This is a genomic window from Flavobacterium sp. (assembly GCF_035299005.1).
Lineage (GTDB): Bacteria > Bacteroidota > Bacteroidia > Flavobacteriales > Flavobacteriaceae > Flavobacterium.
This window is the reverse complement of record NZ_DATGXL010000004.1, coordinates 79,412-103,452: the sequence shown is the minus strand read 5'-3', so window position 1 is coordinate 103,452 and position 24,041 is coordinate 79,412. Positions and strand designations below refer to the sequence as shown.

Here is a 24,041-nt window from a genome sequence, read left to right as displayed (position 1 = left end):
AAATATATACTATTCAATTATAGTTGCAAATTAATACACATTGTGTTTTTATTTCAACAAAAAATAATCTGCAAGCACTAACGCAGCCATAGCTTCAACTATAGGAACAGCTCTAGGTACGACGCAAGGGTCGTGACGTCCTTTTCCTTGCTGCTCAATGATTTCACCATTTGTTGTTAAAACATCTTGTTTTTGCAATATGGTTGCAACTGGTTTAAAAGCTACTCTAAAATATATATCCATACCGTTAGATATTCCACCTTGAATTCCTCCGGAAAGGTTTGATTTTGTAGTTCCGTCGGCATTGTATAAATCATTGTGTTCACTCCCTTTCATTTTGGCACCACAAAAACCACTACCAAATTCAAATCCTTTTACTGCATTAATTGATAGCATAGCTTTTCCTAATTCCGCATGCAATTTATCAAAAACAGGTTCTCCTAATCCTATAGGAACATTTTGAATCACACAAGTAATAGTGCCTCCTACAGAATCACCTTCTTTTTTGAGTTCTTTAATATAGGCCTCCATTTTTTCGGCTGTGGCCAAGTCGGGACAACGAACAACATTGCTTTCTATTTTTGAAAAATCTAAATCTTGATAAGGTTTGTTTATAAAAATTTCCCCAACCGAAGAAACAAAAGCATTTATTTTAATATTAGGAATAATTTGTTTTGCAATAGCTCCTCCTACTACTCTACTTGCTGTTTCACGCGCAGAACTTCTACCTCCTCCTCTGTAATCACGAATACCATATTTTTGATCATAAACATAATCTGCGTGACTAGGACGATAAGTTTCTTTAATATGTGAATAATCCTCCGATTTTTGATTGGTATTTGGTATAAGAAACCCAATTGGTGTGCCTGTTGTTTTTCCTTCAAAAATTCCTGATAGAAACTGAACCTCATCAGCTTCTTGTCTTTGAGTTACAATATTTGACTGCCCTGGTTTTCTTCGTTGCATTTCGACCTGAATAGCTTGAAAATCTATTTTAATTCCTGGAGGACAACCATCGATAATTCCCCCTAAGGCTTCCCCGTGTGATTCTCCAAAAGTGGTTAACTTGAATAATTTTCCAAATGTATTTCCTGCCATGACTATACCAAATTGATTATATAACAAAAACAAATGTAAGGATAATTTTAAACTAAATAGAAACCAATTCGTTAACAAAAGAATCTAATTCATAGCTATTTTATAACCTTTAGATAATTATTGAATGATGTAAAAGCTGGTATTTTGTATCTCAAATAAGTGTATTTTGAAAAAACGTAAAGTTGAAATTTGTGTAATTTCTGATGTTCATTTAGGAACCTATGGCTGTCATGCTTCAGAATTATTAGATTATTTAGATAGTATAAAACCAAAAATCTTAATTTTAAATGGTGATATCATTGATATATGGCAATTTAGAAAATCCTATTTTCCAAAATCGCATTTGAAAGTTGTTAAAAAATTAATCAGTTTTACCTCAAAAGGCACAAAAGTGTATTATATAACAGGAAATCATGATGAAATGTTGCGCAAATTTAGCGATACACATATGGGTAATTTTTCACTAATTGACAAACTAGTTCTAAATTTAGATGGGAAAAAAGCATGGTTTTTTCATGGTGATGTTTTTGATAGTTCTGTACATAGTGCAAAATGGATTGCTAAACTAGGAGGTTATGGATATGATTATTTGATTTTATTAAATAGGTTTATAAATTGGTGCTTGATGAAACTTGGAAAAGAGCCTTATTCTCTTTCTAAAAAGATTAAAGGAAGTGTCAAAAAAGCAGTAAAATTTATTTCCGATTTTGAAACTACAGCTACAGAAATTGCAATAGAAAATAATTATGATTTTGTTTGTTGTGGACATATTCATGAGCCTAAAATGATTCATCAAACTACAAAAAAAGGCAGCACTTTATATTTGAATAGTGGCGATTGGATTGAGAATTTAACTGCTTTAGAGTACAATAAAAAACGTTGGAAATTATACCATCACAAAAAAATAGAAAAAATAAGTGAGGAAGAATATTTTGAATTAGAAACCAAACTAAGCGATCAATTGATAGATTCTTTATTATTTTCTAAATAATTTAATTATTTTGTTATATTAGCAACATAATTAAACCCTTTTTATGAAAAAAACAGCTCTTTTAACAACCCTACTAACTTCAATACTTTTTATTTCTTGTTCTAGTGATGAATCTGGAACTGGGAGTAACTTTGAGACACCTTTAACAATTGGAAATTACTGGACTTATGATGTAGAAGGTCAAGCTGGAATCACTAGAGATTCTTTGTATATTTCTAATGACACTGTAATAGGTTCAAATACCTACAAAAAATTTAAAACTGAAAATGATATTACCACTGGTTTTTATTCATCAGCATTGAGAAATAATGGAGTTCGAGTATCAGATGATAAGTTAAAACTTTCTGGAGATTTATCATTAGCTTCTGGTCAAACATTACCGATTGCGGTAGATTTAACACTTAGTGATTTTGTTATTTTTAATAAAAACGCATCAAACAATCAAGCTTTAAATTCGTCTCCAAAAACAGGCACAATCCAACAAACCGTTAGTGGTTATCCATTAAATATAAATTATTCTTTACAATCATATGGAGGAGAAACTTTAGCCTCATTTACTTCACCAAACGGTGATGTATATACTGATGTGAAGACAACCAAGATTAAGCTTAATGTAGAGATCACGACAACTATATCTGGATTTCCTATAACCGCATTAGCTTCACAAGACGTTTTAGTTTCTACACAATATTTAGCCGATGGGATTGGTGTTGTATATACTAATACTGTAACATCATACAGCTTAAATTCACTTGTAGCTACACAATTAGGTGTTCCGGCTACCAATTCACAAACTCAAGAAGAATTTTTAGATACTTATTTAGTTAATTAGGCGTTAAAAGTACGATTTGGCATAATCCTTGTAGAATTTTTTCTACATTTGTAAAAACACATTTATATGAAAAAAGTAATTTTATCGGCTTTTATGCTACTAGGATTAGCATTCAGCGCACAAGCACAGGACATTTCTAAAAACGCACTAGGTTTACGCTTAGGTGATAATGATGGTTTTGGAGGTGAAGTTTCTTATCAAAGAGGTTTGGGAGACAATAATCGTTTAGAATTAGATTTAGGTTGGAGAAACAGTAATGATGTAGATGCTATTAAATTAGCTGGTTTATATCAATGGGTTTGGAACATTGATGGAGGTTTTAACTGGTATGCCGGTGTAGGTGGTGGAGCTGGTAGCTGGAGTTATGATGTCAATGGAGTTAGTGATAGTGGTGCTGTTTTATTTGCAGCTGGAGATGTTGGTATCGAATATAATTTTGATTTTCCACTTCAACTTTCATTAGACATTAGACCAGAAATATATTTCAATTCAGATGATTGGAGAGAAGACAATTTTGGACCAGATATCGCATTAGGTATTCGTTACAAATTTGACTAATTACAATAAAAAAAGGCTCCAAATAAGGAGCCTTTTTTTATTGTACTATTTTGATGCTATTTGTTTTTGGTATAATTGTAATACAATATGGTGAAGTTAATCCCATAGTCACCATTTCACCTTTATTTGGAACTATTTCAGTCTTTGTTACTAAAAGTATCTTATTTTCCCAAGTAATTTTTTCAACATCAATTTCAAAACCACCAGATGTTTTCTGTCCTTGATAAAGTACTATAACATCATTTTCTTTAAAATTAACAACTACTAACTTATTAAATTCTGATTCGTCAATTTTTAAGGTTTCAATCAATTTTATATAATCCTCATTATTTGTAATATGCAAATAACCCGCATTTTCTGTTCCTCCGTTAGTACTTTTATAAATAGTAGAAAACGAGGTATTTGTAACCACTGGTTTAGGAACTGCACAAGAAGTTAAAATTAAAATAAAAAAAGGTATCAATTTATTCATTTTTGGATTGGATTGCTTGGTAATAAACTTGTTCATATAATGGCATAATTTGTTGAATATCAAATAATTTTGCCGTTTCTAAAGCGTTAACTTTAAATTGTTTTAGTTTTTCTTTGTCTTTTAACAAATCAATCGCATCCTGACTCATTTTTGCGACATCACCTACGTTGCTTAAATATCCTGAAAAACCATCTTTGTTTACTTCTGGTAAACCGCCCGAATTACTCGAAATAACAGGCACTCCACATGCCATAGCCTCTAAAGCTGCTAAACCAAAACTTTCGGTTTCTGAAGGTAATAAAAACAAATCAGAATAAGACAAAATTTTATCAATTTCATTACTGTTCCCGAAGAAAATTACTTTGTTTTGAATGCCTAGTTGATTACATAAATATTCTGCATTCTCTTTTTCGGGACCTTCTCCTACCATCATTAATTTCGAAGGTATTTCTTTTTGAATTTCGAAGAATATCTTTACTATATCTTCAATTCGTTTTACTTTTCTGAAATTGGATATATGAGTAATAATCATTTCATTTTCACATGCCATTAACGAGCGGTGACAAGCAATATTTTCAATTGGTTTGTCTTTAGTTAATTCGATGAAATTTGGAATAACTACAATTTCTTTTTTGATATCAAAAAGGCGGTAAGTATCGTCTTTTAAACTTTGTGAAACACTGGTTACTACATCAGATTTATTAATACTAAAGCTTACAGCAGGCTTGTAGAAAGGATGATTTCCTACTAAAGTAATATCTGTACCATGTAAGGTCGTTACCATTGGAATATGAATTCCTTCATCTGCTAACATCTGTTTAGCCATATAACCTGCATAGGCATGAGGAATAGCATAATGCACATGTAACACATCGATTTTATACAATTTAACCATATCGACCAACTTGCTCGAAAGTGCTAATTCATAAGGTTGATAATGGAATAAAGGATATTCTGGAACGTGAACTTCATGATAATGCACATTAGGGTTCAACAAGGCTAAACGCACAGGTTGACTATAGGTTATGAAGTGAATTTCGTGACCTCTTTTCGCTAATTCTAAACCTAATTCTGTGGCTACAACTCCACTTCCTCCAAATGTAGGATAACAAACTATAGCAATTTTCATGTATGTAAAATTTGAAATAAAATTACCATTTCTATTATTGGTAATTATAAAACATTTGTTAATTTATTTTTTGAAAGCCGATTCGTAGGTTTCAATCCAATCTGCAACAGAGATTTTTTTTACTAACTCACCTATCAATTCAAAAGGAATATTTTCTGGTTTTTTGATTCGTAAACAGCTCTTACCTATATCTAATTTTTGCTTAGAGTGTTTTGGATATTCTGTTACAAACCAATCATATAATTCAGGCTTAGCATAAATACCCATGTGGTAAAAGTTAATACTGTTTTTTTGACTAGCAAATGACATAAAAGGCAAAGGCAATTCCGGTGTACAATGATAACCCGCTGGATAAATTGAATGTGGCACAAAATAACCTATCATACCATATCCAATTCCTTCTTGAAATCCTTCTGGGAGATTTTCTAAAATTACTTTTCTTAATTTTTGCAACGCTTCTCTTCTATCGTCAGGAGCTTCGTTGATGTATTGTTCTACTGTAGTTGCTTTTGATGTCATTTTTATAGTTGAATTGTTAATAAATTATAGGTTTAATAATTACTCGATTATACTTTCATATATCACTTTTTGAATATTTTCTCTAATATTCTCCTTTGATAATTTGTTTGTAGCATTTGAATCGGGGTATGTTCTGTTTGATAAAAAAACATATACTATTTCCTTTTCCGGATCCGCCCATGTCATGGTTCCTGTAAAGCCAGTATGCCCAAAACTTGTTAACGATACACAACCGCAAGTTGGCCCTTCATTTCCTAATTGTGGCTTATCAAAACCAACTCCTCTTCTATTTCCATCTTTACAAAAATAACAGGTGTTAAATTTTTGCAAGGTTGCCTCAGTAATAAATTGCATTCCACCATAATTCCCTTTTTGCAAATACATTTGCATCACTTTGGCAATGTCTAGCGCATTAGAGAATAATCCAGCATGACCCGAAATTCCACCTTGCATGGCAGCGGCCATATCATGTACATAACCATGTACAGGTTGGTATCTGAAGTAGTTATCATTTTCGGTTGGAACCACTACACTCCTATCAAAATAATGCAATGGATTATAGGTTATCGAAGTAGCTCCTAACTGATTATAAAAATTATTTTTTGCTAAGTATTCCAACGTTTTTCCATTTTGTTTTTCCAAATACTCTTTAAATAGTATAAACGAAAAATCACTGTATTTGTATTGTTTTTTGGATAATAACTCACTATCAGCAATAATTTTAATAATGGTATCATTATAATCTCTTCTTAAGTATAAATCTTCAGCCACTTTTAATTGAAATTCCACTGTTGGACGAGTCCTATAATATTTTTCACTAGGCTTATTTAAACTATCTAATGTAGCTTTATAAAACGGAATCCATGGTTGAAAACGCGCTTGATGTGTTAACATATCTAAAACGGTTGCATCTTCTTTGTTTGAACCTTTAAAAACTGGTAACATCATTTTTAATTTGGATTCCAAGGTTAAATTTCCTTTGTCAAATTCTTGCATAATATTTGGCAACGTTCCAATAATTTTTGTTAGCGAAGCAATATCATACAAATCAGTATTTTGTACTTTGGTAGCACCATCTTCATAGGTATGATTTCCAAATGATTTTTGATAAACTACTTTTCCTTTTCTGGCGACAACAACTTGTAATCCTGGCGTCATTTTTTTATCGATAGCATATTTTGCAATCGAGTCAATTTTTGTTAAAATTTTAGAATTCATTCCTACATTTTCAGGAATTTCAAAACCTAATCGTTGAATGGCTAATGTTTCAATTCCTTCATTCACTTTAAAATGTTCCTCAATAGAAACTGGTAATTTACCTTTTGAACCAATAGCTCCAAAAATTACTTGTGGTACAACTGTTTGGGCAATTGCATTGTTTTGGTACCCAACAATTATAGTTTCTACCGATTCAAAATTTTTAATGGTTAATAAAGAATAAGGTTTAGTAAAAAATGTCAAAATCACATCATTCTGCTTTGCAATTTGATTAATCCAAAGTAATTCTCTAAACGTTAAGTTATGGTTTCTCCATGCCCCATCTGATTTGTGATATCCAATAATTACCTTAGTATAATCTTGCAACTCTACTAAAACTGAATCTAAATTTTTAGAAGTAATTTCTGTTACATTAGCATAACTTTTTAACTTTGTGACAAACACTTCAGAACTATCGTTTCCTAATTTTACATAAGCTATTTTTTCTTTATCCAATTGTGCTATAGGAATTGATTTCGTTTCATTCTTAATTACTGTCACTGCATTTTCATACAACTGGTAATTCAAGGCATCATATTCCACTGTATTCAAATCATTATACAAATTCTCTAAAACAATTGGCTGATAGTTTTGTAAATTTGCTTTGTATTTATATGCTAGAATCTTTTTAACTGAGTAAGCCAAACGTTCTTCTGTTAATCTACCATCTGCTTTTGCTTCATTAAACTTTTTAATAGCAACTGGCACATTTTCGGCAAAAAGCAATATGTCATTTCCTGCTAAAAAAGCTTCTAAATCAATATCACCTGGTTTTTTAAAATTACTTGCACCTTTCATATTCAAAGCATCAGTAAAAATTAAACCATTAAATTGTAGTTCATTTTTCAAAATATTGGTTACTACATTATAGGATATTGATGTTGGATAATTTTCTCTTGGTTCTATGCTTGGCACATTTAAATGCGCTACCATTACACTTGTTAATCCATTTTTAATTAATTCTTTATAAGGATACAACTCAACATCATCCAATCGATTTTTATCAAATTGCACGGTAGGCAATGTATGATGAGAATCGGTAGAAGTATCGCCGTGGCCAGGAAAATGTTTTGCTGTTGCATAAACACCTTCGTCTTGTAACCCTTTCATTAAAGCCAAAGCACGAAGAGTTACATTTTCCTTTGTTTCGCCAAATGAACGATTGCCAATAATTGGATTTTTAGGATTAGTATTAATATCTACAACTGGCGCAAAATTGAAATGAATTCCCATTCTCTTTGATTGCTTTGCCATTTGATTTCCAGTTTTTTCAATCAATTTCATATCTTGAATAGCACCAAGCGTCATATTCCATGGATAACGATAAGTAGAATCTAATCGCATGCTCAAACCCCATTCAGCATCTATTCCGATAAATAAAGGCACTTTTGATTTTGCTTGATAACGATTGGTTAATTTTGCTTGACGTACAGGACCTCCTTGAAAAAAGATCAAACCACCAATTTTATTTTCTTCAATTAGCTTATCTATTGATTTATTATGCGCTTCATCTTTGTTCGAATAAGCTGCTACCATAAACAATTGTCCTACTTTTTCATCAAAAGAAAGTTGGTTATAAACGCTATCTACCCAAACTTCTTGTGAAAGATTGGATTTTTTTTGTCCAAATGAAACAATTGAAAAAAGTATAAAAATAAGTATATATCGCATGAAATCAGGGTTTTGTGTAATAAAAAAATCATCATTAAAATTGGTTTAATGATGATTTTCAAATATAGTTTAAATATTCGTTTTAGAAAAATCTATTATGCCAACTTTCGCTAGCAGGAACTTCCCAAAAATCTTGCCATTCTCCTACAGTGTTTACTAAATTATTAAAAACAATTGTATTGGCTGAAACAGCTTTTTCTTTTGCTAACTTCTTAAATTCAATTAGCGGTTTAAAAGCTACATGCTCACCCATTTTAAAGGTTACATTCATTTTATCCAATAAATCAACCCCATACTTTTGTTCTAGATTTTGAATAAACTGTACCGAAGCATCGATTGAACAACCCGTTGCAGGCTGGACTTCTTGATTAACCGCAATAATAATAAAACGATTGTATTTTGTTACAAAAGAAGCCTCAAGATGTTGTCCGTGTGAAGTCCAATTCTCTAAAAAAGCAATCAAATCTTTTTCAATATCTTGTATTTCTTCATCCGAAAATTTTCTATTAGATTGGTAAATCCAAATTTTGGATTCTTCGGGTAATGTATCAAATGGTACGTACATTGCTATTTTTTTATGATATCTGTAACTACTTTATATGTAACAAATTTTGATAATTTAGCATCAAACAATTCTAATTCATAGTAATATACTTCTAAACTATCATTTGTTTTTAAAACTTTATCTGTTAATAAGAAAGCGTTTTCAAAACTACTTAATAAAATAAATTGATTCATTTTTCCTGATGCTTCTTTAACTGAAAAAGTCATAAATTGTTCTGATTTAATTTCAGTTAATTTTCCTGAAATCATAGCGTCTGGCTCATCTTCAACAACCGCATCTTCATCACCAGAATCATCTCCTAACATGGCCATAAAAACATCTGGACATTTTGCTCCCATTTTTAAACCAATATCATATCCTAACTCTTCCATTTTTTTATCGTTAGTGATTATGTTCTTACCATAATATTTTTCAACATCTTTTTCATATTTATTGATTGCTTCTAGAATACACAATCCTAAAGTCATCTCCATGTTATCTCTAGTAACTTCTTGTTTGCTTGCACATTCGCAACCCACATCAGACATTTTGTCGATCAATTGTTCTTTTGTTAATTTTTGTGCAAAAATTGAACTAGAAGTAAGTAATAATAGTAATAGTAATTTTTTCATACGTTTAAGTTTTAGTTTTTTCTCTTGAATTATTTTAAATGTGTATTGCCAAGAGCAAAAACAATACCACTTATTTTTTTAGTTTTTTACGATATCAGTAGCTACTTTCTGCGTAATAAATTTGTTTAATTTGGGATCATACAATTCTGCCTCGTAATAAGAAACTTTAACCAAATCATTTACTTTTAAAACTTTATCTGTTATTAAGAAAACATTCTCAAAACTCTGCAATATCACAAAATGATTTACTTTTCCTGAACTTTCTTTTACAATAACATATAGATAGCCATCAATTTTAGTTTCAGTAAAAGCTCCCGAAATATTCAAATCTTCTTCATCTTCAGTACTCACATCAATGCCATTATCTTCTGCAATTTTGTTCATTAATTCTTCATCATTTAGCAATTTTTCCATGATTTCTGGACAAATATCCATCATTTCACCTCCAATATCTTCTCCTACGTTTTCAATTAACTCAGAATCAATTGATTTTTTATTATACACTTTAAAAACTTCTGCTTTATTTGCATTAATAGCTTCTAACATACATAATCCTAAAGTTACTTTTAGTTTTCTTGGTTCTATTTTGGCTTTATTTGTACAAGTACAAGTGGTTTCGGTAAGCTTTTTTATTAACTCTTGTTTCTTAGTAGATTGACTAAAAACAACATTGGTGATTAAAAAAAATAAAACAATTAATTTTCTCATCTGCTAATTATAAATCTTGTGCGTTTGCAATTAATTCGGCAACGTCAAGCACTTTAACAGAATCTTCTTTCTCTTTGTGTTTGATACCGTCTGTCAACATTGTGTTACAGAATGGGCATCCCGCAGCAATAATTTCAGGTTGTGTGTCTAAAGCATCTTCAGTTCTTTCAATATTGATGTCTTTATTTCCTTTTTCTGGTTCTTTAAACATTTGTGCTCCACCAGCGCCACAGCACAATCCATTGGCACGAGAACGTTTCATTTCAACTAATTCAGCATCTAACTTTTGAATTAATTCTCTAGGAGCTTCATATACATTATTGGCTCTTCCTAAATAACAAGGGTCGTGAAAAGTAATACGTTTTCCTTTAAATTGTCCTCCTTCAATAGTTAATTTACCTTCATTTAATAAAGATTTTATAAATTCAGTATGATGTAAAACTTCATACTTTCCTCCTAACTCAGGATACTCATTTTTTAAAGTATTGAAACAATGTGGACATGCAGTAACAATGCGTTTTACTTCATAAGCATTCATTACTTCAATATTAGTCATGGCTTGCATTTGAAACAAGAATTCGTTTCCTGCTCTTTTTGCTGGATCACCAGTACAACTTTCTTCTGTTCCTAAAACAGCAAAAGAAACATTCGCTCTGTTTAATATTTTAACAAAAGCTTTTGTGATTTTTTTTGCTCTATCATCAAAACTTCCTGCACATCCTACCCAAAACAAAACATCAGGTTGCTTGCCTTGTGCCATCATTTCGGCCATTGTAGGAACTATTAAATTTTCTGACATATTAAAATATGTTTAATTGTTAAATTGCTGAATTATTTATTGGAATTTACTGTAAATTACTCGTGATGTTCATCGTCAAAAACTTGTATAGTAACTTCTTTATCTACTAAATCTGTAAATTTCCCTCTATATCGAGTTGCTTTAACCAAGTGATTGTCAATCCAGTGATAGTTTCCTCCTCTTGGTTTACCCATTAACATTCCATGGTATTTAAATCCATGTAATTTTAACCAAGCTTCTGTAACTTCTCTATGTGCTTCTGTTCTTGACGTAAAAAAGAAAATAATATGTCCTTCATCATACCATTTATTTAAAGTAACTAAAGCATCTGGATAAACCGCTGCTGTAACCATTCGCTCTGGCTCTTCATTTGGAATATCGTCACAGATAGTTCCGTCAATATCAATTAAATAGTTTTTAATTCCTTCTGGTAATATTGGACTCAATTGTTCACCATTTACAGATATTGCCTGCAATTTCCCTTCGATTTCTTCTTTTTTCATGCTATTATTAATTGTTGTGTGTTATTCTTCGTTTGCCCAATTCAACCTATCCATTTGGTTATATTGCCATGGTGCGCCATTGTTTTCAATATTTGTCATCACATTATTCAATTCTGTAGGAGCAGCACTTTGTTCCATTACTAAATAACGGCGCATATCAATTATGATTGAAAGCGGACTAATATTAATTGGACACTCTTCAACACAAGCATTACAAGAAGTACAAGCCCATAATTCTTCTGTTGTGATATAATCGTTTAACAATGATTTTCCATCATCTACAAACATTCCTTTATTTGAATCGATATTTTTACCAACTTCTTCAAGTCTATCTCTAGTGTCCATCATTATCTTTCTAGGAGATAATTTTTTACCCGTTTGATTCGCTGGACACGATGAAGTACATCTTCCACATTCGGTACAACTATAGGCATTTAATAATTGAACCCAATTTAAATCCTGCACATCAGAAGCGCCAAACTTTGCTGGAACCGCATCTGGATTTGCTGGTGCTGCAAATGGATCAGCATTTGGATCCATCATTAATTTTACTTCATTAGTTACACTTTCTAAGTTATCCAATTTTCCTTTTGCGTTTAAATCTGCATAAAAAGTGTTTGGAAATGCCAATAAGATATGTAAATGCTTTGAAAAATATAAATAGTTCAAGAAAATTAAAATTCCAATGATGTGTAACCACCAAGCTCCTCTTTCAATAATTACAACTAAACCTTCACTCATTCCATTAAAAAGAGGGGCAAAGAATTGAGAAACTGGAAAACTACCTGCTTGGCTGTAATGACCTATTCCTAAATTTTGTAAATGTAAATCAGCCGCATTCATTAATAAGAATAATGACATCAATACCATTTCAAAATATAAAATATAATTGGCATCGTTTCTAGGTTTTCCATTCAAATCTGAACTTGCAAAACGACCCAATTTTGTAACATTTCTTCTTATCCAGAAAACTACTACCGATACTAAAACCAACAAGGCTAATATTTCAAATGAACCAATTAATACATCATATAAAATGCCCATAAAAGACAAAACACGATGTGTTCCAAAAAGACCATCGATTATAATTTCTATTACTTCAATATTGATGATTACAAATCCTACATACACAATAATATGCAAAAAACCAGCAATTGGTCGTTTAACCATTTTGGACTGTCCTAAAGCTACCATCGTCATATTTTTCCATCGCTCTGAAGAATTATCAGTTCGATTTACATCACGTCCTAACTTAATATTTCGGATTAATTTTTTAACATTAAGTGTAAAATAACCCACACCTATAGCTAAAAGCAATGCAAAGAAAATATTATCTAAAAAATTCATATTGAGGAGATTTTACTTTTTAATTGTATCGTTTACTGGGGCAACATAAGGTTTGTTTTTCTTACCAAACAAAGAAACATTTACATATCTTGTTGGGTTTAAACGCAAATCTTGTAATAATAATTCTAGCTCTTTGGATGTTTTAGCAAAATTATTATACATTGTTTCGTCTTTCATTAATTTACCCATTGTTCCTTTTCCTTGCTCCATATCAGCCATTAACTTGTCGACATTAGCCAAGGTTTTCTCTAAATTCTTAACGGTTTGGCCTAAGTTAGCATTAGCCAAAGAATCTGACATTTTAGAAAAATTTGCAGCTGTTTTATCAAAATTGCTTAATGTTGAATTTATTTTTGATTTGTTATCAGCAATTAAACCATTAATATTTTTTGAGGCTACACTAAATTCCGACAATGTTTTGTTTAATTCAGCAATACTGTTCTTAAGGTTTTGCTTGGTTTGTGTATCTAACACATCATTAACATTGGTAAATAACACATCCGCATTTTCAAGTAATTTTTGAATTTTTGCTTGGAGTGGTTCTAATTGTTGAGCTAAAGCATCTGTTAATCCTAATTTACTTGAGGCTTGTAAATAATCTCCTGATACAGCCAAGTTTGAATCTTTATCATTTGGAATAATAACAATTACTTTCCCTCCTAATGGAGAAGAACCTTGAAGTTCAGCAATACTTGTTTTTGAAATTGGATAATCGGAAGTGATTGACATTTCAACTAATACTTTTTTACTATCTAAAAAAGAATATGAATTTACTCTTCCCACAGGAACTCCTTTTATTGTTATAGTTGATGAAGGGGCTAATCCTTCAACAGATTCAAAAATAACATACAACTTGTTGTTGTTATCAAAAAGATTCTTTCCTTTTAAAAAATTATATCCCCATATAAACAAGACAATGGATACAATTACAAGGACAGCGGTTTTAATTTCTTTAGTTAGTTTCAAAGCGAAATAAATTTTTAACAAAAATAAACTTTTATTTTATTTTATCGCATCTGCAAGGTTTATTTTTATTCCGTCTTTATAAGCAACAATGTAGGCTGATGAGTAGCCTTTTTTCTTAGCTTCATCTAATCGTTTTTTAGCTTCTTCATATTGTGCTTCCTCACTGTAAAAATACTTGAACAATTTACCTGAAGTTTCCACTGATATAGGTTTTAATCCTTTAAAATTTTGCGGAACTGTTTTTAATTTTTTTGAACTAGCAGCAATTTGAATTTTATATACAATTACTTTATTTACTTGTTTTTCAACTGGTTTTGACTGCTCTTTTTCAACTGGTTTATCTTCAATAGGAGTTGTTTTAACTGGTTCTTTTTCTTTAACCTCTGGTTCTTTTGAAGGATTAAAGAACTCTTTTTTGTATTCTATAATTGCACCCGAAATTGCTTCAGCTAATTTATCTTGACCTGATTCAGAATTTAAAAATGCGCCTTCTTCCTTATTGGAAACAAATCCCATTTCAATTAGAACACGCGGCATAGTAATTTGTCTTAACACTAGAAATCCTGCCTGCTTAACTCCTCTATTTTTGTTACTGGTTTTTTTGGTAAAAAATTGCTGAACATTTCCAGCTAATTCAATACTTTGGTCTAAATATTCTTCTTGCAAAATAGAGATTCCAATTACTGATTCAGGAGATTTTGGGTCAAAACCATCATATTTTACCTTATAATCTGATTCTAAAGTAACTACCTCATTTTCAGCTTTTGCCACTTCTAGATTTGATGCGTTTCTTGTAATTCCCATTACGTAGGTTTCATTTCCTGATGCGGCTTCACTTTTATTTGCATTACAATGCATTGAAACAAAAATACTTCCTTTGGATTTATTGGCAATTTTAGCTCTTTGTTGCAATTCTATAAAAACATCTGTTTGTCTAGTGTACACCACTTCTATTTGAGGGTCTTTTTCTAAAATAGCACCTACTTTCAAAACGGTTTTTAATGCAATATTTTTTTCAATATTTCCATGATAAACAGCACCATAATCTTTTCCGCCGTGGCCTGCATCTAAAACTACTTTAAATTTTGTGGTTTGACTAAAACCAAACGCAACATTGAGTACTACAAGAAGTGAGGCAATTTTATATATCATAATCGTTATTTATTCTCAAAAGTTACAATATAAGCTGATTTATAACCTTTCTTTTTTGCTTCTTCTAACAATTTTTTACACGCATCAAAATCAGTTTCATCGCCATAAAAATATTTGTACAACTTGTTTTCATGGGTGTAAGAAATATTTTTTAATCCTTTAAAGTTAGCTGGCTTTGTATCTATTAATTTAGTTCCTGCTTCAAGTTGTACTTTATAATGTGTCGTTTTATCATTAACAGCAATATTATTATCTGTTGGAATTGTATTCTCTGGAGCTACAACCACTTCTTCTTGAACATCAAGAGGCAATGCTATTTCTGAAGGGCTAAAAAAAGTATTTTTATAAGTTATAATTGAATTTGCAATAGACTGCGCCAATTCTGCTTTACCTTCTTCTGAACTTAAATATTTAGCTTCTTCAGGATTGGAAACAAATCCTAATTCAATCAAAACACCTGGCATTACTGTTGCGTCTAAAACCCATAATGGTTGTTGGTGCACGCCTTTGTCTTTTCGATTTAATTTTGTTTTAAAACCATCTTGAATTAAACTTGCTAATTCAATACTTTGGAGTAATGATTCCTCTTGCATAATTTTTAATCCTATTAGTGTTTCAGGATTGTTTGGATCAAAACCTTTATATTTTGTTTTATAATCAGCTTCTTGAAAAATTACGGCATTTTCAGTTTTTGCAATTTCTAAGTTGGTTCCTGTTCTCGACATTCCCATTACTAAGGTCATTGAACCATAAGGTACAGCAGTTGTCGTTGAATTACAATGTACTGAAACAAATAAATTTGCTTTGGCTCTATTAGCAATATTTGCACGCTCTCTTAATTCAATAAAAACATCTGTTTTTCTTGTATAAACAAGAGCAACATCATTATACGCTTCTAATAACTTACCCACTCTAAGCACCACATCTAATGCTATTTCTTTTTCCTTAAGTCCGTTTTTCATGGCACCTGGGTCTTTTCCTCCATGACCAGCGTCTAAAACTACCTTAAATTGATTAGAACTTTGTCCATAATTTGGGATAAAAGCAAATAACAAAACTGCTAAAAGTACATATTTGATAGTGTTTTTATAGATCATAAAACAAATGAAAAGTATTATAAGTTATAATTTTATTAAAACATTATTTTTGCAAAAAAATATATGTAAGTTTGACACTTCAAAAAGTAAGCCAAATTTTTACAAAAATACTATTAAAAGCATTGCGTACAAAGTTATTTCATATCGTTTTTTCAGTAATTTTTCTAACAATAGGAACTACACAGGTATTTTCTCAAGAAATTAAGATTACAGACACCATCAAAATAGAGTCTTTATCCCTTATAAAACCTAAAGATTCTACCGCAATTGACTCCTCAAAAAAGAAGAAACCTTTTTTGGATGGTGTGGTAAATATGAAGGCAAAAGATTATGAAAAATTAGACCAAAAAAAGAAACAAATTACACTTTATAACGAAGCCGAAATCTACTATACCGATTTTGAGTTAAAGGCTGGAAAAATTGTAATGGACTATGAAAAAAATCTGGTTTACGCAGGAAGACTGAAAGATTCTACTGGCAAATACATCCAAAGACCTGTTTTTACACAAGGAAGTAATGTAGTTGAGCCCGATTCGATTGTTTTTCATACCAAAACAAAAAAAGCATTAGTTTGGAACTCTAGAACGAAACAAGGCGAGTTAAATATTAAAGCAGAAATTTCAAAAAGAGAAAACGATTCAGTGTATTTTATGAAAAATGCACGTTTAACCACTTCCAAAAACATAGAAGACCCAGAATATTATTTTTTAGTTCGAAAAGTAAAATTTGTTCCTAAAAAGAAAGTAGTTGCTGGATTAACAAATATGGTTATTGCTGATGTACCTACACCAATTGGGCTTCCGTTTGCATATTTTCCGATGACGGAAGAAAGCACATCTGGTTTTATATTACCCACCCCTGGGCAAAACAATAGGCAAGGATATTTTCTACAAAATGGAGGATACTATTTTGCTTTAAGTGATTACTACGATTTAGCAGTTTTAGGAGATTATTACACTAATGGGAGTTATGGATTACGAGCCGAAAGCAGTTATGCCAAACGGTATAAATTTAGTGGTAGATTCAATTTTAGATTTGAAAATAACATTCAAAGTGAAAAAGGTTTTCCTGATTATGTAAAGTCTAAGCAATATAATATTCAATGGTCGCATAGTCAAGATGCAAAAGCGGCGGCTAATTCACGTTTTTCAGCTTCGGTAAATTTAGGAAGTAGCCAATACTACAGACAATCTATCAATATGAACAATGTTGGATCGAGTTTGAACAACAACTTGAGTTCATCTATTTCATTTTCTAAAACATTTCAGACCGTACCACAGGTGAATATGTCGTTATCTGCAACACATTCACAAAACACCAACACAGAACAAATTGATATGACGCTTCCTACTTTACAAGCAAGTGTTGATCGTATCTATCCTTTTGCTCCAAAAGATGGTGTTAAAAAAGGATTTTTCAAAAACATCAATTTGCAATATAACGTAAGAGGAGAAAACCGAATCAAAACAGCTGATTCATTATTCTTCAAACCGCAAATGTTTAGAGATGCTAAGACGGGTTTTCAACATACTATTCCAATCAATACCAACTTTAAAGTATTCAAATATTTTAGTGTTTCTATGGGTGCTGCATACAATGAAGTTTGGGCTTTTAATACAATTCAAAAATACTTCAGCACCATTGAAAACAAAGTTGTTACTGAAGATCAAAAAGGATTTGAAACCTTTAGAACCTATAATTTTTCAGCAGGAATTGGAACCACTATTTATGGAACATTCAATTTTGGTGAAGATAAAAAAATCCAAGCTATACGCCACGTAATGCGTCCTAACGTTTCCTATGGTTATACACCAAGTTTTGAAAAATATTATGACACCTATGCTATCGATGCTACAGGATTAACTACTGCCGAATATACTAAATTTGATGGTGGATTATTTGGTGCGCCTGGAAAAAACTACTCAAATAGTTTAGGATTCTCGTTAAGTAATACTTTTGAGGCCAAAATGCAGGATAAAGAAAGTAAAAAAGGTGAAACTAAAAAAGTGATGCTTTTAAACAACTTAAACTTTTCTACGAGTTATAATTTAGCAGCCGATTCATTAGCTTGGTCACCGATGCGTGTTAGTGGTGGAACACAATTGTTTAAACAAAAAATGAATGTGAATTTTGGCGCTACATTAGACCCATATGCTATTGATAACTCAGGAAGACGAATTGAAAAATTCAATATTGATAATGGTGGTAGTTTGTTCCGTATGACAAGTGCTAATATGACATTAAATTATTCGTTTTCTAGTACAGATGGCGAGAAAAAAACCAATAAACAAAACCAACAAAACGGCGGAACTGGAGATGATTTATTTGGAACCAGTACAGATTTAAGTGATTCACGTCAAAGTTTATTTGATAAAGATAAAGAGGGCGAAAAAGAAGAAAGTTCAAATGAATGGTACAACACCAAATTACCTTGGGATTTACGATTGGCCTATTCAGTTACCTATAACAACAGTAATCGTCAAAATGAGATTTCTTCAAACTCATTGATGGCATCAGGAAATGTAGAATTGGCACCACGTTGGAAAGTGGGCTTCTCTTCTGGGTATGATTTTAAACAAAAAGGTGTTACATTTACCCAATTGCGTTTTGAGCGAGATTTAGAAAGTTGGCGCATGAGTTTCAACTGGGTTCCTTTTGGTACCAATACATATTGGGGTTTCTTTATAGGAATTACATCATCTGTATTGAGTGATATTAAATATGATAAACGTCAATTACCTGATAGAGTATTTTAATTAGATTATAGAAATTGAATTAGCTATGAAAAAAATAATTTATACCGACAAAGCTCCTGCTCCTATTGGACCTTACAACCAAGCTGTTTTGGTAGGAAACACATTATACACATCTGGTCAGATTGCTTTAGACCCAGTTACAATGGAGTTGGTTTTAGACGATATAGAAACCGAAACCATGCAAGTAATGGAAAACATGAAAGCCGTTTTAGCCGCAGTCGACATGACCTTTGAAAACGTAATTAAAACCTCTATTTTCATTATGAATATGGGCGATTTTACACGAATAAACGCTGTATATGCCCGTTATTTTGACGAAAGCACTGCACCTGCGAGAGAAACCGTTCAAGTAGCATGTTTACCTAAAAACGTAAACATAGAAATTTCAATGATAGCGATAAAATAAATTTGTAACGTTTTATACTATGAAATCCTCACATTTTTTTGTGGGGATTTTTTGATAAAGTAATTCTTTAAGCTGTTATTATTTTTCCTAATTTTGATAAAAGCTACTTATAGTACCAATCTAACCGATTTTGGGTTTATAGGTGAATGTATGTAGCACATATATATAAGTTAGCAGTAACTTTTTCAGCCCAAAAATATGAAATTAAAAAAAACATTGATTTTAATATTTATTTTGATAATTACATTTACGTATTCTCAAGAAAAATATGTTGAAAAATATCCAAACGGAAATTTGAAAGTTGAAGGATTTCTTGTTGGTAAAACTTTAGACAGCATTTATAAAGAATATTACGAAAATGGAAATATAAAAACTGAAGGTTTTTATAAAAATTGCGAATATAAAACTAATCACATATCAATTTATTCATCACTACAAACTTGTGGAAGAATAAATATTAAAGATTCTATTAATACTGGGAAGTATCACGGAACTTGGAAAAATTATTATGAAAATGGAACATTAAAAAGTGTTTTCAACTATCATTGCAGTTTTTTGCAAGGTAACAATTACACATATTACGAAAATGGAAATTTAGAAAGTATTGAATTTTATAATGGTGGAAATTTATTAACATCAATAGAATATTATGAAAATGGTTTTGTAGCTAAAAATTCACTTTACACTTATACTCATAACAAAAAAGAAAGTAGAAACTTAAAAACTACAAGAGAATTGGAGTATTATGAAAATGGTAATCTAAAAATTCAAAGAGAAGTTATTGAAAAGGAAAAAGATGTGGAAATAGAAACCGTAAAAGAATATTACCAAAATGGTTTTCTAAAATCCGAAACAGAATTAATAGACTTGGACAAAAATGGAATTTATAGAGAATATTATGAAAATGGAAATGTAAAATATGAAGGGAAATTTCAAAATGACAAACCTATTAAAAAACAATATTTTTACAACGAAAATGGTAAACAAAATAAAATTGAATATTGGAAAAACTATAAACTAATAAAAACTGAAATAAAATAAAGCTACTGCTAACTAGCGTTTGGCAAGATTGCGAACTTTGCAGTAAATACACGTTTTTCCTTTAAAAATTTTAGGTATATTTATTAAAGCTGTTATTTAAAACCGTCACATCGTTAAACTGTAAAATCTTAAACCTCATCCAACCCCAATAACAATAACTGAGCGGTAGCTTCGTTGGTAGCTAGAGGTACGTTGTGAACATCGCAAATTCTGATTAGCATATTTATATCTGCTTCGTGTGGGTGGCTTGAGTTGGGGTCTTTAAAAAACAATACCATTTTCGTTTTTCCAACCGCAACTCGAGCTGCAATTTGTGCATCACCACCTAAAGGTCCCGACAACATTTTTTTTACTTTAAATCCAGCTGCTTCTGCTCTACCACCTGTTGTTCCAGTGGCTATAATTTTAATATTTTCTTTTAACAGCAAGGCTTTGTTTTTGTTTAAAAACTGTACCATGTCTGCTTTTTTTCCGTCGTGGGCAATGATTGCTATTTCCATTTTACTTTATTGGTATGTTTACAAAGTTCGCAAAAAAAACCTGAAAATTTCTTTTCAGGTTTCTAATTTTATTTATTCAAAATATGATAGGCAATTAAGCCATCTATTGGTCTTCTCAAAACGTTACCAATTGTAATGCCTCTTTTTGCTAATACTTCTGTTAATTCTTCTTTTAAATAAAAAGCGATAGAACCTACAAAATGTACTGGAACATCTTTGCAATTTTCAAATTGTTCAACATAATTTTCTACAAAATCTTCCATTTCAGATTGTATGTACTTTTTACAGAAATCGTTGTCTTTGTGTTTGATTAAAAACTTTGCAAACGTAGCTAAATAAGCATTTGGGTTTGGTTCTTTGTATAAATTATGTTTGATATAATCAGCATCTACATTGTACTCTTCTTCAAATTCTTGTGCTAATTCTTTAGGCATCTTATTAAAATAATACCCTCTTAACAAATGACGCCCAAAACGATTTCCAGAACAATCATCCATGGCAATATAGCCCAGAGATTGTACTTTTTGATGCAAAACTTTTCCATCAAAATAACTACAATTTGAACCTGTTCCTAAAATACATACAATTGCTTCGGCATCTTTTGGAGTGGTTGCATATACAGCAGCATAAGTGTCTTCATGAACTACTACTGTTGCATTTTTAAAATAGTTTTCAAAAACTTCAGTAAGAAAATTTTTCATTCTATCCGTTCCACAACCTGCTCCATAAAAAAACAAATGTGTCGCTTTATCTTTGTTATGTGAAATATCAAACTTATCGTCTAAACGATTAATGATTTCTTCTTTATCTAAAACTTCTGGATTTAATCCTAAAGTTTGTGTGGTGAATAATACTTTTCCGTTATCATCAATAGCAATCCAATCGGCTTTTGTAGATCCACTGTCAACTAGTAATTTCATTTGATTAGTGTTAGTTAATTTAGGAACAAAAAATCCCGTACACAAATGCAACGGGATTTTTTAAAGAACTATTATTTTAAACCAGCTACGTGTACTGATAAGTCAATTAATTTGCTTGAATAACCGTATTCGTTATCATACCAAGATACAATTTTAAAGAAAGTTGAATTTAATCCAATTCCTGCTTTTGCATCAACAATTGAAGTTCTTGAATCTCCTACAAAATCTTGTGATACTACATCATCTTCTGTAAATCCTAAAACGCCTTTCATTTCGTTTTCAGAAGCTTTTTTCAAAACAGACATGATCTCATCGTATGAAGTTTCTTTGGCTAATTTTACAGTTAAGTCAACAACAGAAACATCTACAGTTGGAACACGAAATGACATTCCTGTAAGTTTTCCATTTAATGCTGGAATTACTTTTCCAACTGCTTTAGCAGCGCCTGTAGAAGATGGAATAATATTTACACTTGCTGCACGTCCGCCTCTCCAATCTTTTCTTGATGGCCCGTCTGCAGTTAACTGAGTTGCAGTTGTAGCGTGAACAGTAGTCATTAATCCTTCAACAATTCCAAAATTATCATTGATAACTTTTGCCAATGGCGCTAAACAGTTTGTAGTACAAGATGCATTTGAAACAATAGTATCAGTAGCTTTTACTTCAGTATGATTCACACCCATAACAAACATTGGTGCGTCTGCCGATGGAGCAGAAATAACAACTTTTTTAGCTCCACCATCAATGTGAGCTTGAGCAGTTTCTAAAGTTGTGAAAATTCCTGTACATTCTGCAACTACATCAACATCTACTGATGCATCATCCCATTTAATCTGTTTTGGATCTTTTTCGGCTGTGACTCTAATAAATTTATCGTTTACATAAAGTTGTCCGTCTTTAACTTCTACTTTACCATTAAAACGCCCGTGAACAGAATCATATTTTAACAAATAAGCTAAATGCTCAACATCTAATAAATCATTGATTGCTACAACTTCTACATTATCTCTATTAAAAGATTCTCTGAATACAATTCTTCCAATTCTTCCAAAACCGTTAATTCCTAATTTTACTTTCATTTTATTTGGCTTTACGCTTTAAGCAACATGCTTTAAGCTATATATTAATATTAATTTATTTTTTATGTTGTCATGATATCAGAAACACGCAATAATTCTTTATCGATTTCTGAATGACCTTTGATTGCTTGTTCTAGTGGTGTTAATGCAACTTTGTCGTTTAACATTCCTACCATATAATTTGATTTTCCTTCTAATATAGATTCTACCGCCTTTACACCAAGTCTACTTGCCAATACTCTATCGTAGCATGATGGGGAACCACCACGTTGCATGTGACCTAAGACAGATACACGAATATCATATTCTGGGAAATTTTCTTCAATATAGTCTTTTAATTCAAATACGTTTTTACCGATTTTATCACCTTCAGCAATAACTACAATACTTGATGATTTACCAGAAGCTTTACTTTTACGTAACGAATCTAATAGTCTATCTAACCCTAAATCTTCTTCAGGTATTAATATTTCTTCAGCTCCAGCACCAATTCCTGCATTTAAAGCAATATGACCGGCATCTCTACCCATAACTTCAACAAGAAAAAGACGGTTATGTGAACTGGCAGTATCACGAATTTTATCAATACAATCTACAACCGTATTTAAAGCAGTGTCATAACCTAAAGTATGGCTAGTTCCATAAATATCATTATCAATTGTACCTGGGATTCCCATTACAGGAAAACCATATTCATTATTAAAAACTTCCGCTCCTGTAAAACTTCCATCTCCACCAATCACTACAAGTGCATCAACTCCTGCAGCAACTAAATTATCATATGCTTTTTTACGACCTTCAACTGTCATAAACTCTTTTGAACGAGCCGATTTAAGAATAGTCCCTCCTTTATTAATGATATTATTAACCGAGCGTGGTCCCATTTCTTTAAAATCTCCTTCAATCATTCCTTGATATCCTCTGTAAATACCCAAACATTCAATGTTGTGATAAGCACAAGTACGAACTACAGAACGAATAGCAGCATTCATTCCTGGTGAATCGCCACCCGATGTTAAAACACCTATTTTTCTAATCTTTGAAGTCATTTTTTTGTTTGTTTA

Annotated in this window: 24 protein-coding genes; 6 read left to right on the top strand and 18 right to left on the bottom strand. The window is 31.4% G+C overall.

From position 1 onward, the window contains the following. Positions 1 to 48: 48 nt before the first annotated feature. Positions 49 to 1,098: a chorismate synthase gene (aroC, locus tag VK164_RS01810; protein WP_324207726.1), complete on the bottom strand. Its 1,050-nt coding sequence runs from the start codon at positions 1,096 to 1,098 to the stop codon at positions 49 to 51. Positions 1,099 to 1,264: 166 nt separating this feature from the next. On the opposite strand from aroC, the gene VK164_RS01805 reads away from it, so the two are divergent. The 3 genes from VK164_RS01805 to VK164_RS01795 all read left to right on the top strand — a co-directional run bounded on the left by VK164_RS01805 (position 1,265) and on the right by VK164_RS01795 (position 3,479). After that, positions 1,265 to 2,089 carry a UDP-2,3-diacylglucosamine diphosphatase gene (locus VK164_RS01805; RefSeq protein WP_324207725.1) on the top strand — a complete coding sequence of 275 codons (825 nt, stop codon included), beginning with the start codon at positions 1,265 to 1,267 and terminating at the stop codon, positions 2,087 to 2,089. A 43-nt stretch (positions 2,090 to 2,132) separates the two neighbouring features. Next, on the top strand, positions 2,133 to 2,921 hold the full coding sequence (locus VK164_RS01800) for a hypothetical protein (RefSeq protein WP_324207724.1): 789 nt from the start codon (positions 2,133 to 2,135) through the stop codon (positions 2,919 to 2,921). A gap of 66 nt (positions 2,922 to 2,987) precedes the next feature. After that, on the top strand, positions 2,988 to 3,479 hold the full coding sequence (locus VK164_RS01795; protein ID WP_324207723.1) for a hypothetical protein: 492 nt from the start codon (positions 2,988 to 2,990) through the stop codon (positions 3,477 to 3,479). A 37-nt stretch (positions 3,480 to 3,516) separates the two neighbouring features. Here VK164_RS01795 and VK164_RS01790 read toward each other — a convergent pair whose 3' ends face one another. The 13 genes from VK164_RS01790 to VK164_RS01730 form a co-directional block, all read right to left on the bottom strand. After that, entirely contained in the window at positions 3,517 to 3,951 is a 435-nt protein-coding gene (locus tag VK164_RS01790) for a protease complex subunit PrcB family protein (protein ID WP_324207722.1), read from the bottom strand. Continuing rightward, positions 3,944 to 5,080, bottom strand: coding sequence for an N-acetyl-alpha-D-glucosaminyl L-malate synthase BshA (gene bshA / locus VK164_RS01785; protein ID WP_324207721.1), 1,137 nt, complete (start codon positions 5,078 to 5,080; stop codon positions 3,944 to 3,946). The genes VK164_RS01790 and bshA overlap by 8 nt, the downstream gene beginning before the upstream one ends. A gap of 63 nt (positions 5,081 to 5,143) precedes the next feature. Continuing rightward, on the bottom strand, positions 5,144 to 5,599 hold the full coding sequence (locus VK164_RS01780; protein ID WP_324207720.1) for a DUF1801 domain-containing protein: 456 nt from the start codon (positions 5,597 to 5,599) through the stop codon (positions 5,144 to 5,146). 39 nt (positions 5,600 to 5,638) lie between these two features. After that, entirely contained in the window at positions 5,639 to 8,527 is a 2,889-nt protein-coding gene (locus VK164_RS01775; protein ID WP_324207719.1) for a glycoside hydrolase family 3 N-terminal domain-containing protein, read from the bottom strand. A gap of 82 nt (positions 8,528 to 8,609) precedes the next feature. Beyond that, the gene (locus VK164_RS01770) at positions 8,610 to 9,092 is read right to left on the bottom strand and encodes an ABC transporter ATPase (RefSeq protein ID WP_324207718.1); all 483 of its coding nucleotides are present in this window, start codon (positions 9,090 to 9,092) and stop codon (positions 8,610 to 8,612) included. Positions 9,093 to 9,094: 2 nt separating this feature from the next. Next, positions 9,095 to 9,703, bottom strand: a complete 609-nt coding sequence (locus tag VK164_RS01765) for a hypothetical protein (protein ID WP_324207717.1) — start codon at positions 9,701 to 9,703, stop codon at positions 9,095 to 9,097. 78 nt (positions 9,704 to 9,781) lie between these two features. Further along, positions 9,782 to 10,411: a hypothetical protein gene (locus VK164_RS01760; RefSeq protein ID WP_324207716.1), complete on the bottom strand. Its 630-nt coding sequence runs from the start codon at positions 10,409 to 10,411 to the stop codon at positions 9,782 to 9,784. Positions 10,412 to 10,418: 7 nt separating this feature from the next. Further along, entirely contained in the window at positions 10,419 to 11,210 is a 792-nt protein-coding gene (locus VK164_RS01755) for a (Fe-S)-binding protein (protein ID WP_324207715.1), read from the bottom strand. Between the two features lie 56 nt (positions 11,211 to 11,266). Beyond that, positions 11,267 to 11,713 carry an LNS2 domain-containing protein gene (locus tag VK164_RS01750; RefSeq protein ID WP_324207714.1) on the bottom strand — a complete coding sequence of 149 codons (447 nt, stop codon included), beginning with the start codon at positions 11,711 to 11,713 and terminating at the stop codon, positions 11,267 to 11,269. 21 nt (positions 11,714 to 11,734) lie between these two features. Continuing rightward, entirely contained in the window at positions 11,735 to 13,060 is a 1,326-nt protein-coding gene (locus VK164_RS01745; protein WP_324207713.1) for a (Fe-S)-binding protein, read from the bottom strand. 12 nt (positions 13,061 to 13,072) lie between these two features. After that, entirely contained in the window at positions 13,073 to 14,026 is a 954-nt protein-coding gene (locus VK164_RS01740; RefSeq protein WP_324207712.1) for an MlaD family protein, read from the bottom strand. 36 nt (positions 14,027 to 14,062) lie between these two features. Continuing rightward, the gene (locus VK164_RS01735) at positions 14,063 to 15,178 is read right to left on the bottom strand and encodes an N-acetylmuramoyl-L-alanine amidase (RefSeq protein ID WP_324207711.1); all 1,116 of its coding nucleotides are present in this window, start codon (positions 15,176 to 15,178) and stop codon (positions 14,063 to 14,065) included. A gap of 5 nt (positions 15,179 to 15,183) precedes the next feature. After that, positions 15,184 to 16,275: an N-acetylmuramoyl-L-alanine amidase gene (locus tag VK164_RS01730; protein ID WP_324207710.1), complete on the bottom strand. Its 1,092-nt coding sequence runs from the start codon at positions 16,273 to 16,275 to the stop codon at positions 15,184 to 15,186. A 71-nt stretch (positions 16,276 to 16,346) separates the two neighbouring features. Here VK164_RS01730 and VK164_RS01725 point away from each other — a divergent pair, with 71 nt between their 5' ends. The 3 genes from VK164_RS01725 (at position 16,347) to VK164_RS01715 (ending at position 20,478) form a co-directional block, all read left to right on the top strand. After that, on the top strand, positions 16,347 to 19,031 hold the full coding sequence (locus tag VK164_RS01725; RefSeq protein WP_324207709.1) for a putative LPS assembly protein LptD: 2,685 nt from the start codon (positions 16,347 to 16,349) through the stop codon (positions 19,029 to 19,031). 25 nt (positions 19,032 to 19,056) lie between these two features. After that, positions 19,057 to 19,437 carry a RidA family protein gene (locus tag VK164_RS01720; RefSeq protein WP_324207708.1) on the top strand — a complete coding sequence of 127 codons (381 nt, stop codon included), beginning with the start codon at positions 19,057 to 19,059 and terminating at the stop codon, positions 19,435 to 19,437. 198 nt (positions 19,438 to 19,635) lie between these two features. After that, positions 19,636 to 20,478 carry a hypothetical protein gene (locus tag VK164_RS01715; protein ID WP_324207707.1) on the top strand — a complete coding sequence of 281 codons (843 nt, stop codon included), beginning with the start codon at positions 19,636 to 19,638 and terminating at the stop codon, positions 20,476 to 20,478. Positions 20,479 to 20,606: 128 nt separating this feature from the next. Here the strand turns inward: VK164_RS01715 and VK164_RS01710 are convergent, their stop codons facing one another. From VK164_RS01710 to pfkA, 4 genes are all read right to left on the bottom strand, one after another. Further along, on the bottom strand, positions 20,607 to 20,978 hold the full coding sequence (locus VK164_RS01710) for a methylglyoxal synthase (RefSeq protein ID WP_166235746.1): 372 nt from the start codon (positions 20,976 to 20,978) through the stop codon (positions 20,607 to 20,609). Positions 20,979 to 21,046: 68 nt separating this feature from the next. Continuing rightward, positions 21,047 to 21,898: a BadF/BadG/BcrA/BcrD ATPase family protein gene (locus tag VK164_RS01705; RefSeq protein WP_324207706.1), complete on the bottom strand. Its 852-nt coding sequence runs from the start codon at positions 21,896 to 21,898 to the stop codon at positions 21,047 to 21,049. 71 nt (positions 21,899 to 21,969) lie between these two features. Continuing rightward, positions 21,970 to 22,977 carry a type I glyceraldehyde-3-phosphate dehydrogenase gene (gene gap, locus VK164_RS01700; protein WP_324207705.1) on the bottom strand — a complete coding sequence of 336 codons (1,008 nt, stop codon included), beginning with the start codon at positions 22,975 to 22,977 and terminating at the stop codon, positions 21,970 to 21,972. A gap of 62 nt (positions 22,978 to 23,039) precedes the next feature. Next, on the bottom strand, positions 23,040 to 24,026 hold the full coding sequence (gene pfkA, locus VK164_RS01695) for a 6-phosphofructokinase (protein ID WP_324207704.1): 987 nt from the start codon (positions 24,024 to 24,026) through the stop codon (positions 23,040 to 23,042). Between the last annotated feature and the right edge of the window lie 15 nt (positions 24,027 to 24,041).

What these genes read in the sequence shown, in the direction of transcription:
- bshA (WP_324207721.1), bottom strand. Translation starts at nt 5,080, where the DNA reads ATGAAAATTGCTATAGTTTGTTATCCTACATTTGGAGGAAGTGGAGTT.
- VK164_RS01770 (WP_324207718.1), bottom strand. Translation starts at nt 9,092, where the DNA reads ATGTACGTACCATTTGATACATTACCCGAAGAATCCAAAATTTGGATT.
- aroC (WP_324207726.1), bottom strand. Translation starts at nt 1,098, where the DNA reads ATGGCAGGAAATACATTTGGAAAATTATTCAAGTTAACCACTTTTGGA.
- VK164_RS01745 (WP_324207713.1), bottom strand. Translation starts at nt 13,060, where the DNA reads ATGAATTTTTTAGATAATATTTTCTTTGCATTGCTTTTAGCTATAGGT.
- VK164_RS01760 (WP_324207716.1), bottom strand. Translation starts at nt 10,411, where the DNA reads ATGAGAAAATTAATTGTTTTATTTTTTTTAATCACCAATGTTGTTTTT.
- VK164_RS01730 (WP_324207710.1), bottom strand. Translation starts at nt 16,275, where the DNA reads ATGATCTATAAAAACACTATCAAATATGTACTTTTAGCAGTTTTGTTA.
- pfkA (WP_324207704.1), bottom strand. Translation starts at nt 24,026, where the DNA reads ATGACTTCAAAGATTAGAAAAATAGGTGTTTTAACATCGGGTGGCGAT.
- VK164_RS01750 (WP_324207714.1), bottom strand. Translation starts at nt 11,713, where the DNA reads ATGAAAAAAGAAGAAATCGAAGGGAAATTGCAGGCAATATCTGTAAAT.
- VK164_RS01780 (WP_324207720.1), bottom strand. Translation starts at nt 5,599, where the DNA reads ATGACATCAAAAGCAACTACAGTAGAACAATACATCAACGAAGCTCCT.
- VK164_RS01735 (WP_324207711.1), bottom strand. Translation starts at nt 15,178, where the DNA reads ATGATATATAAAATTGCCTCACTTCTTGTAGTACTCAATGTTGCGTTT.
- VK164_RS01710 (WP_166235746.1), bottom strand. Translation starts at nt 20,978, where the DNA reads ATGGAAATAGCAATCATTGCCCACGACGGAAAAAAAGCAGACATGGTA.
- VK164_RS01755 (WP_324207715.1), bottom strand. Translation starts at nt 11,210, where the DNA reads ATGTCAGAAAATTTAATAGTTCCTACAATGGCCGAAATGATGGCACAA.
- VK164_RS01715 (WP_324207707.1), top strand. Translation starts at nt 19,636, where the DNA reads ATGAAATTAAAAAAAACATTGATTTTAATATTTATTTTGATAATTACA.
- VK164_RS01765 (WP_324207717.1), bottom strand. Translation starts at nt 9,703, where the DNA reads ATGAAAAAATTACTATTACTATTATTACTTACTTCTAGTTCAATTTTT.
- gap (WP_324207705.1), bottom strand. Translation starts at nt 22,977, where the DNA reads ATGAAAGTAAAATTAGGAATTAACGGTTTTGGAAGAATTGGAAGAATT.
- VK164_RS01775 (WP_324207719.1), bottom strand. Translation starts at nt 8,527, where the DNA reads ATGCGATATATACTTATTTTTATACTTTTTTCAATTGTTTCATTTGGA.
- VK164_RS01720 (WP_324207708.1), top strand. Translation starts at nt 19,057, where the DNA reads ATGAAAAAAATAATTTATACCGACAAAGCTCCTGCTCCTATTGGACCT.
- VK164_RS01795 (WP_324207723.1), top strand. Translation starts at nt 2,988, where the DNA reads ATGAAAAAAGTAATTTTATCGGCTTTTATGCTACTAGGATTAGCATTC.
- VK164_RS01790 (WP_324207722.1), bottom strand. Translation starts at nt 3,951, where the DNA reads ATGAATAAATTGATACCTTTTTTTATTTTAATTTTAACTTCTTGTGCA.
- VK164_RS01705 (WP_324207706.1), bottom strand. Translation starts at nt 21,898, where the DNA reads ATGAAATTACTAGTTGACAGTGGATCTACAAAAGCCGATTGGATTGCT.
- VK164_RS01800 (WP_324207724.1), top strand. Translation starts at nt 2,133, where the DNA reads ATGAAAAAAACAGCTCTTTTAACAACCCTACTAACTTCAATACTTTTT.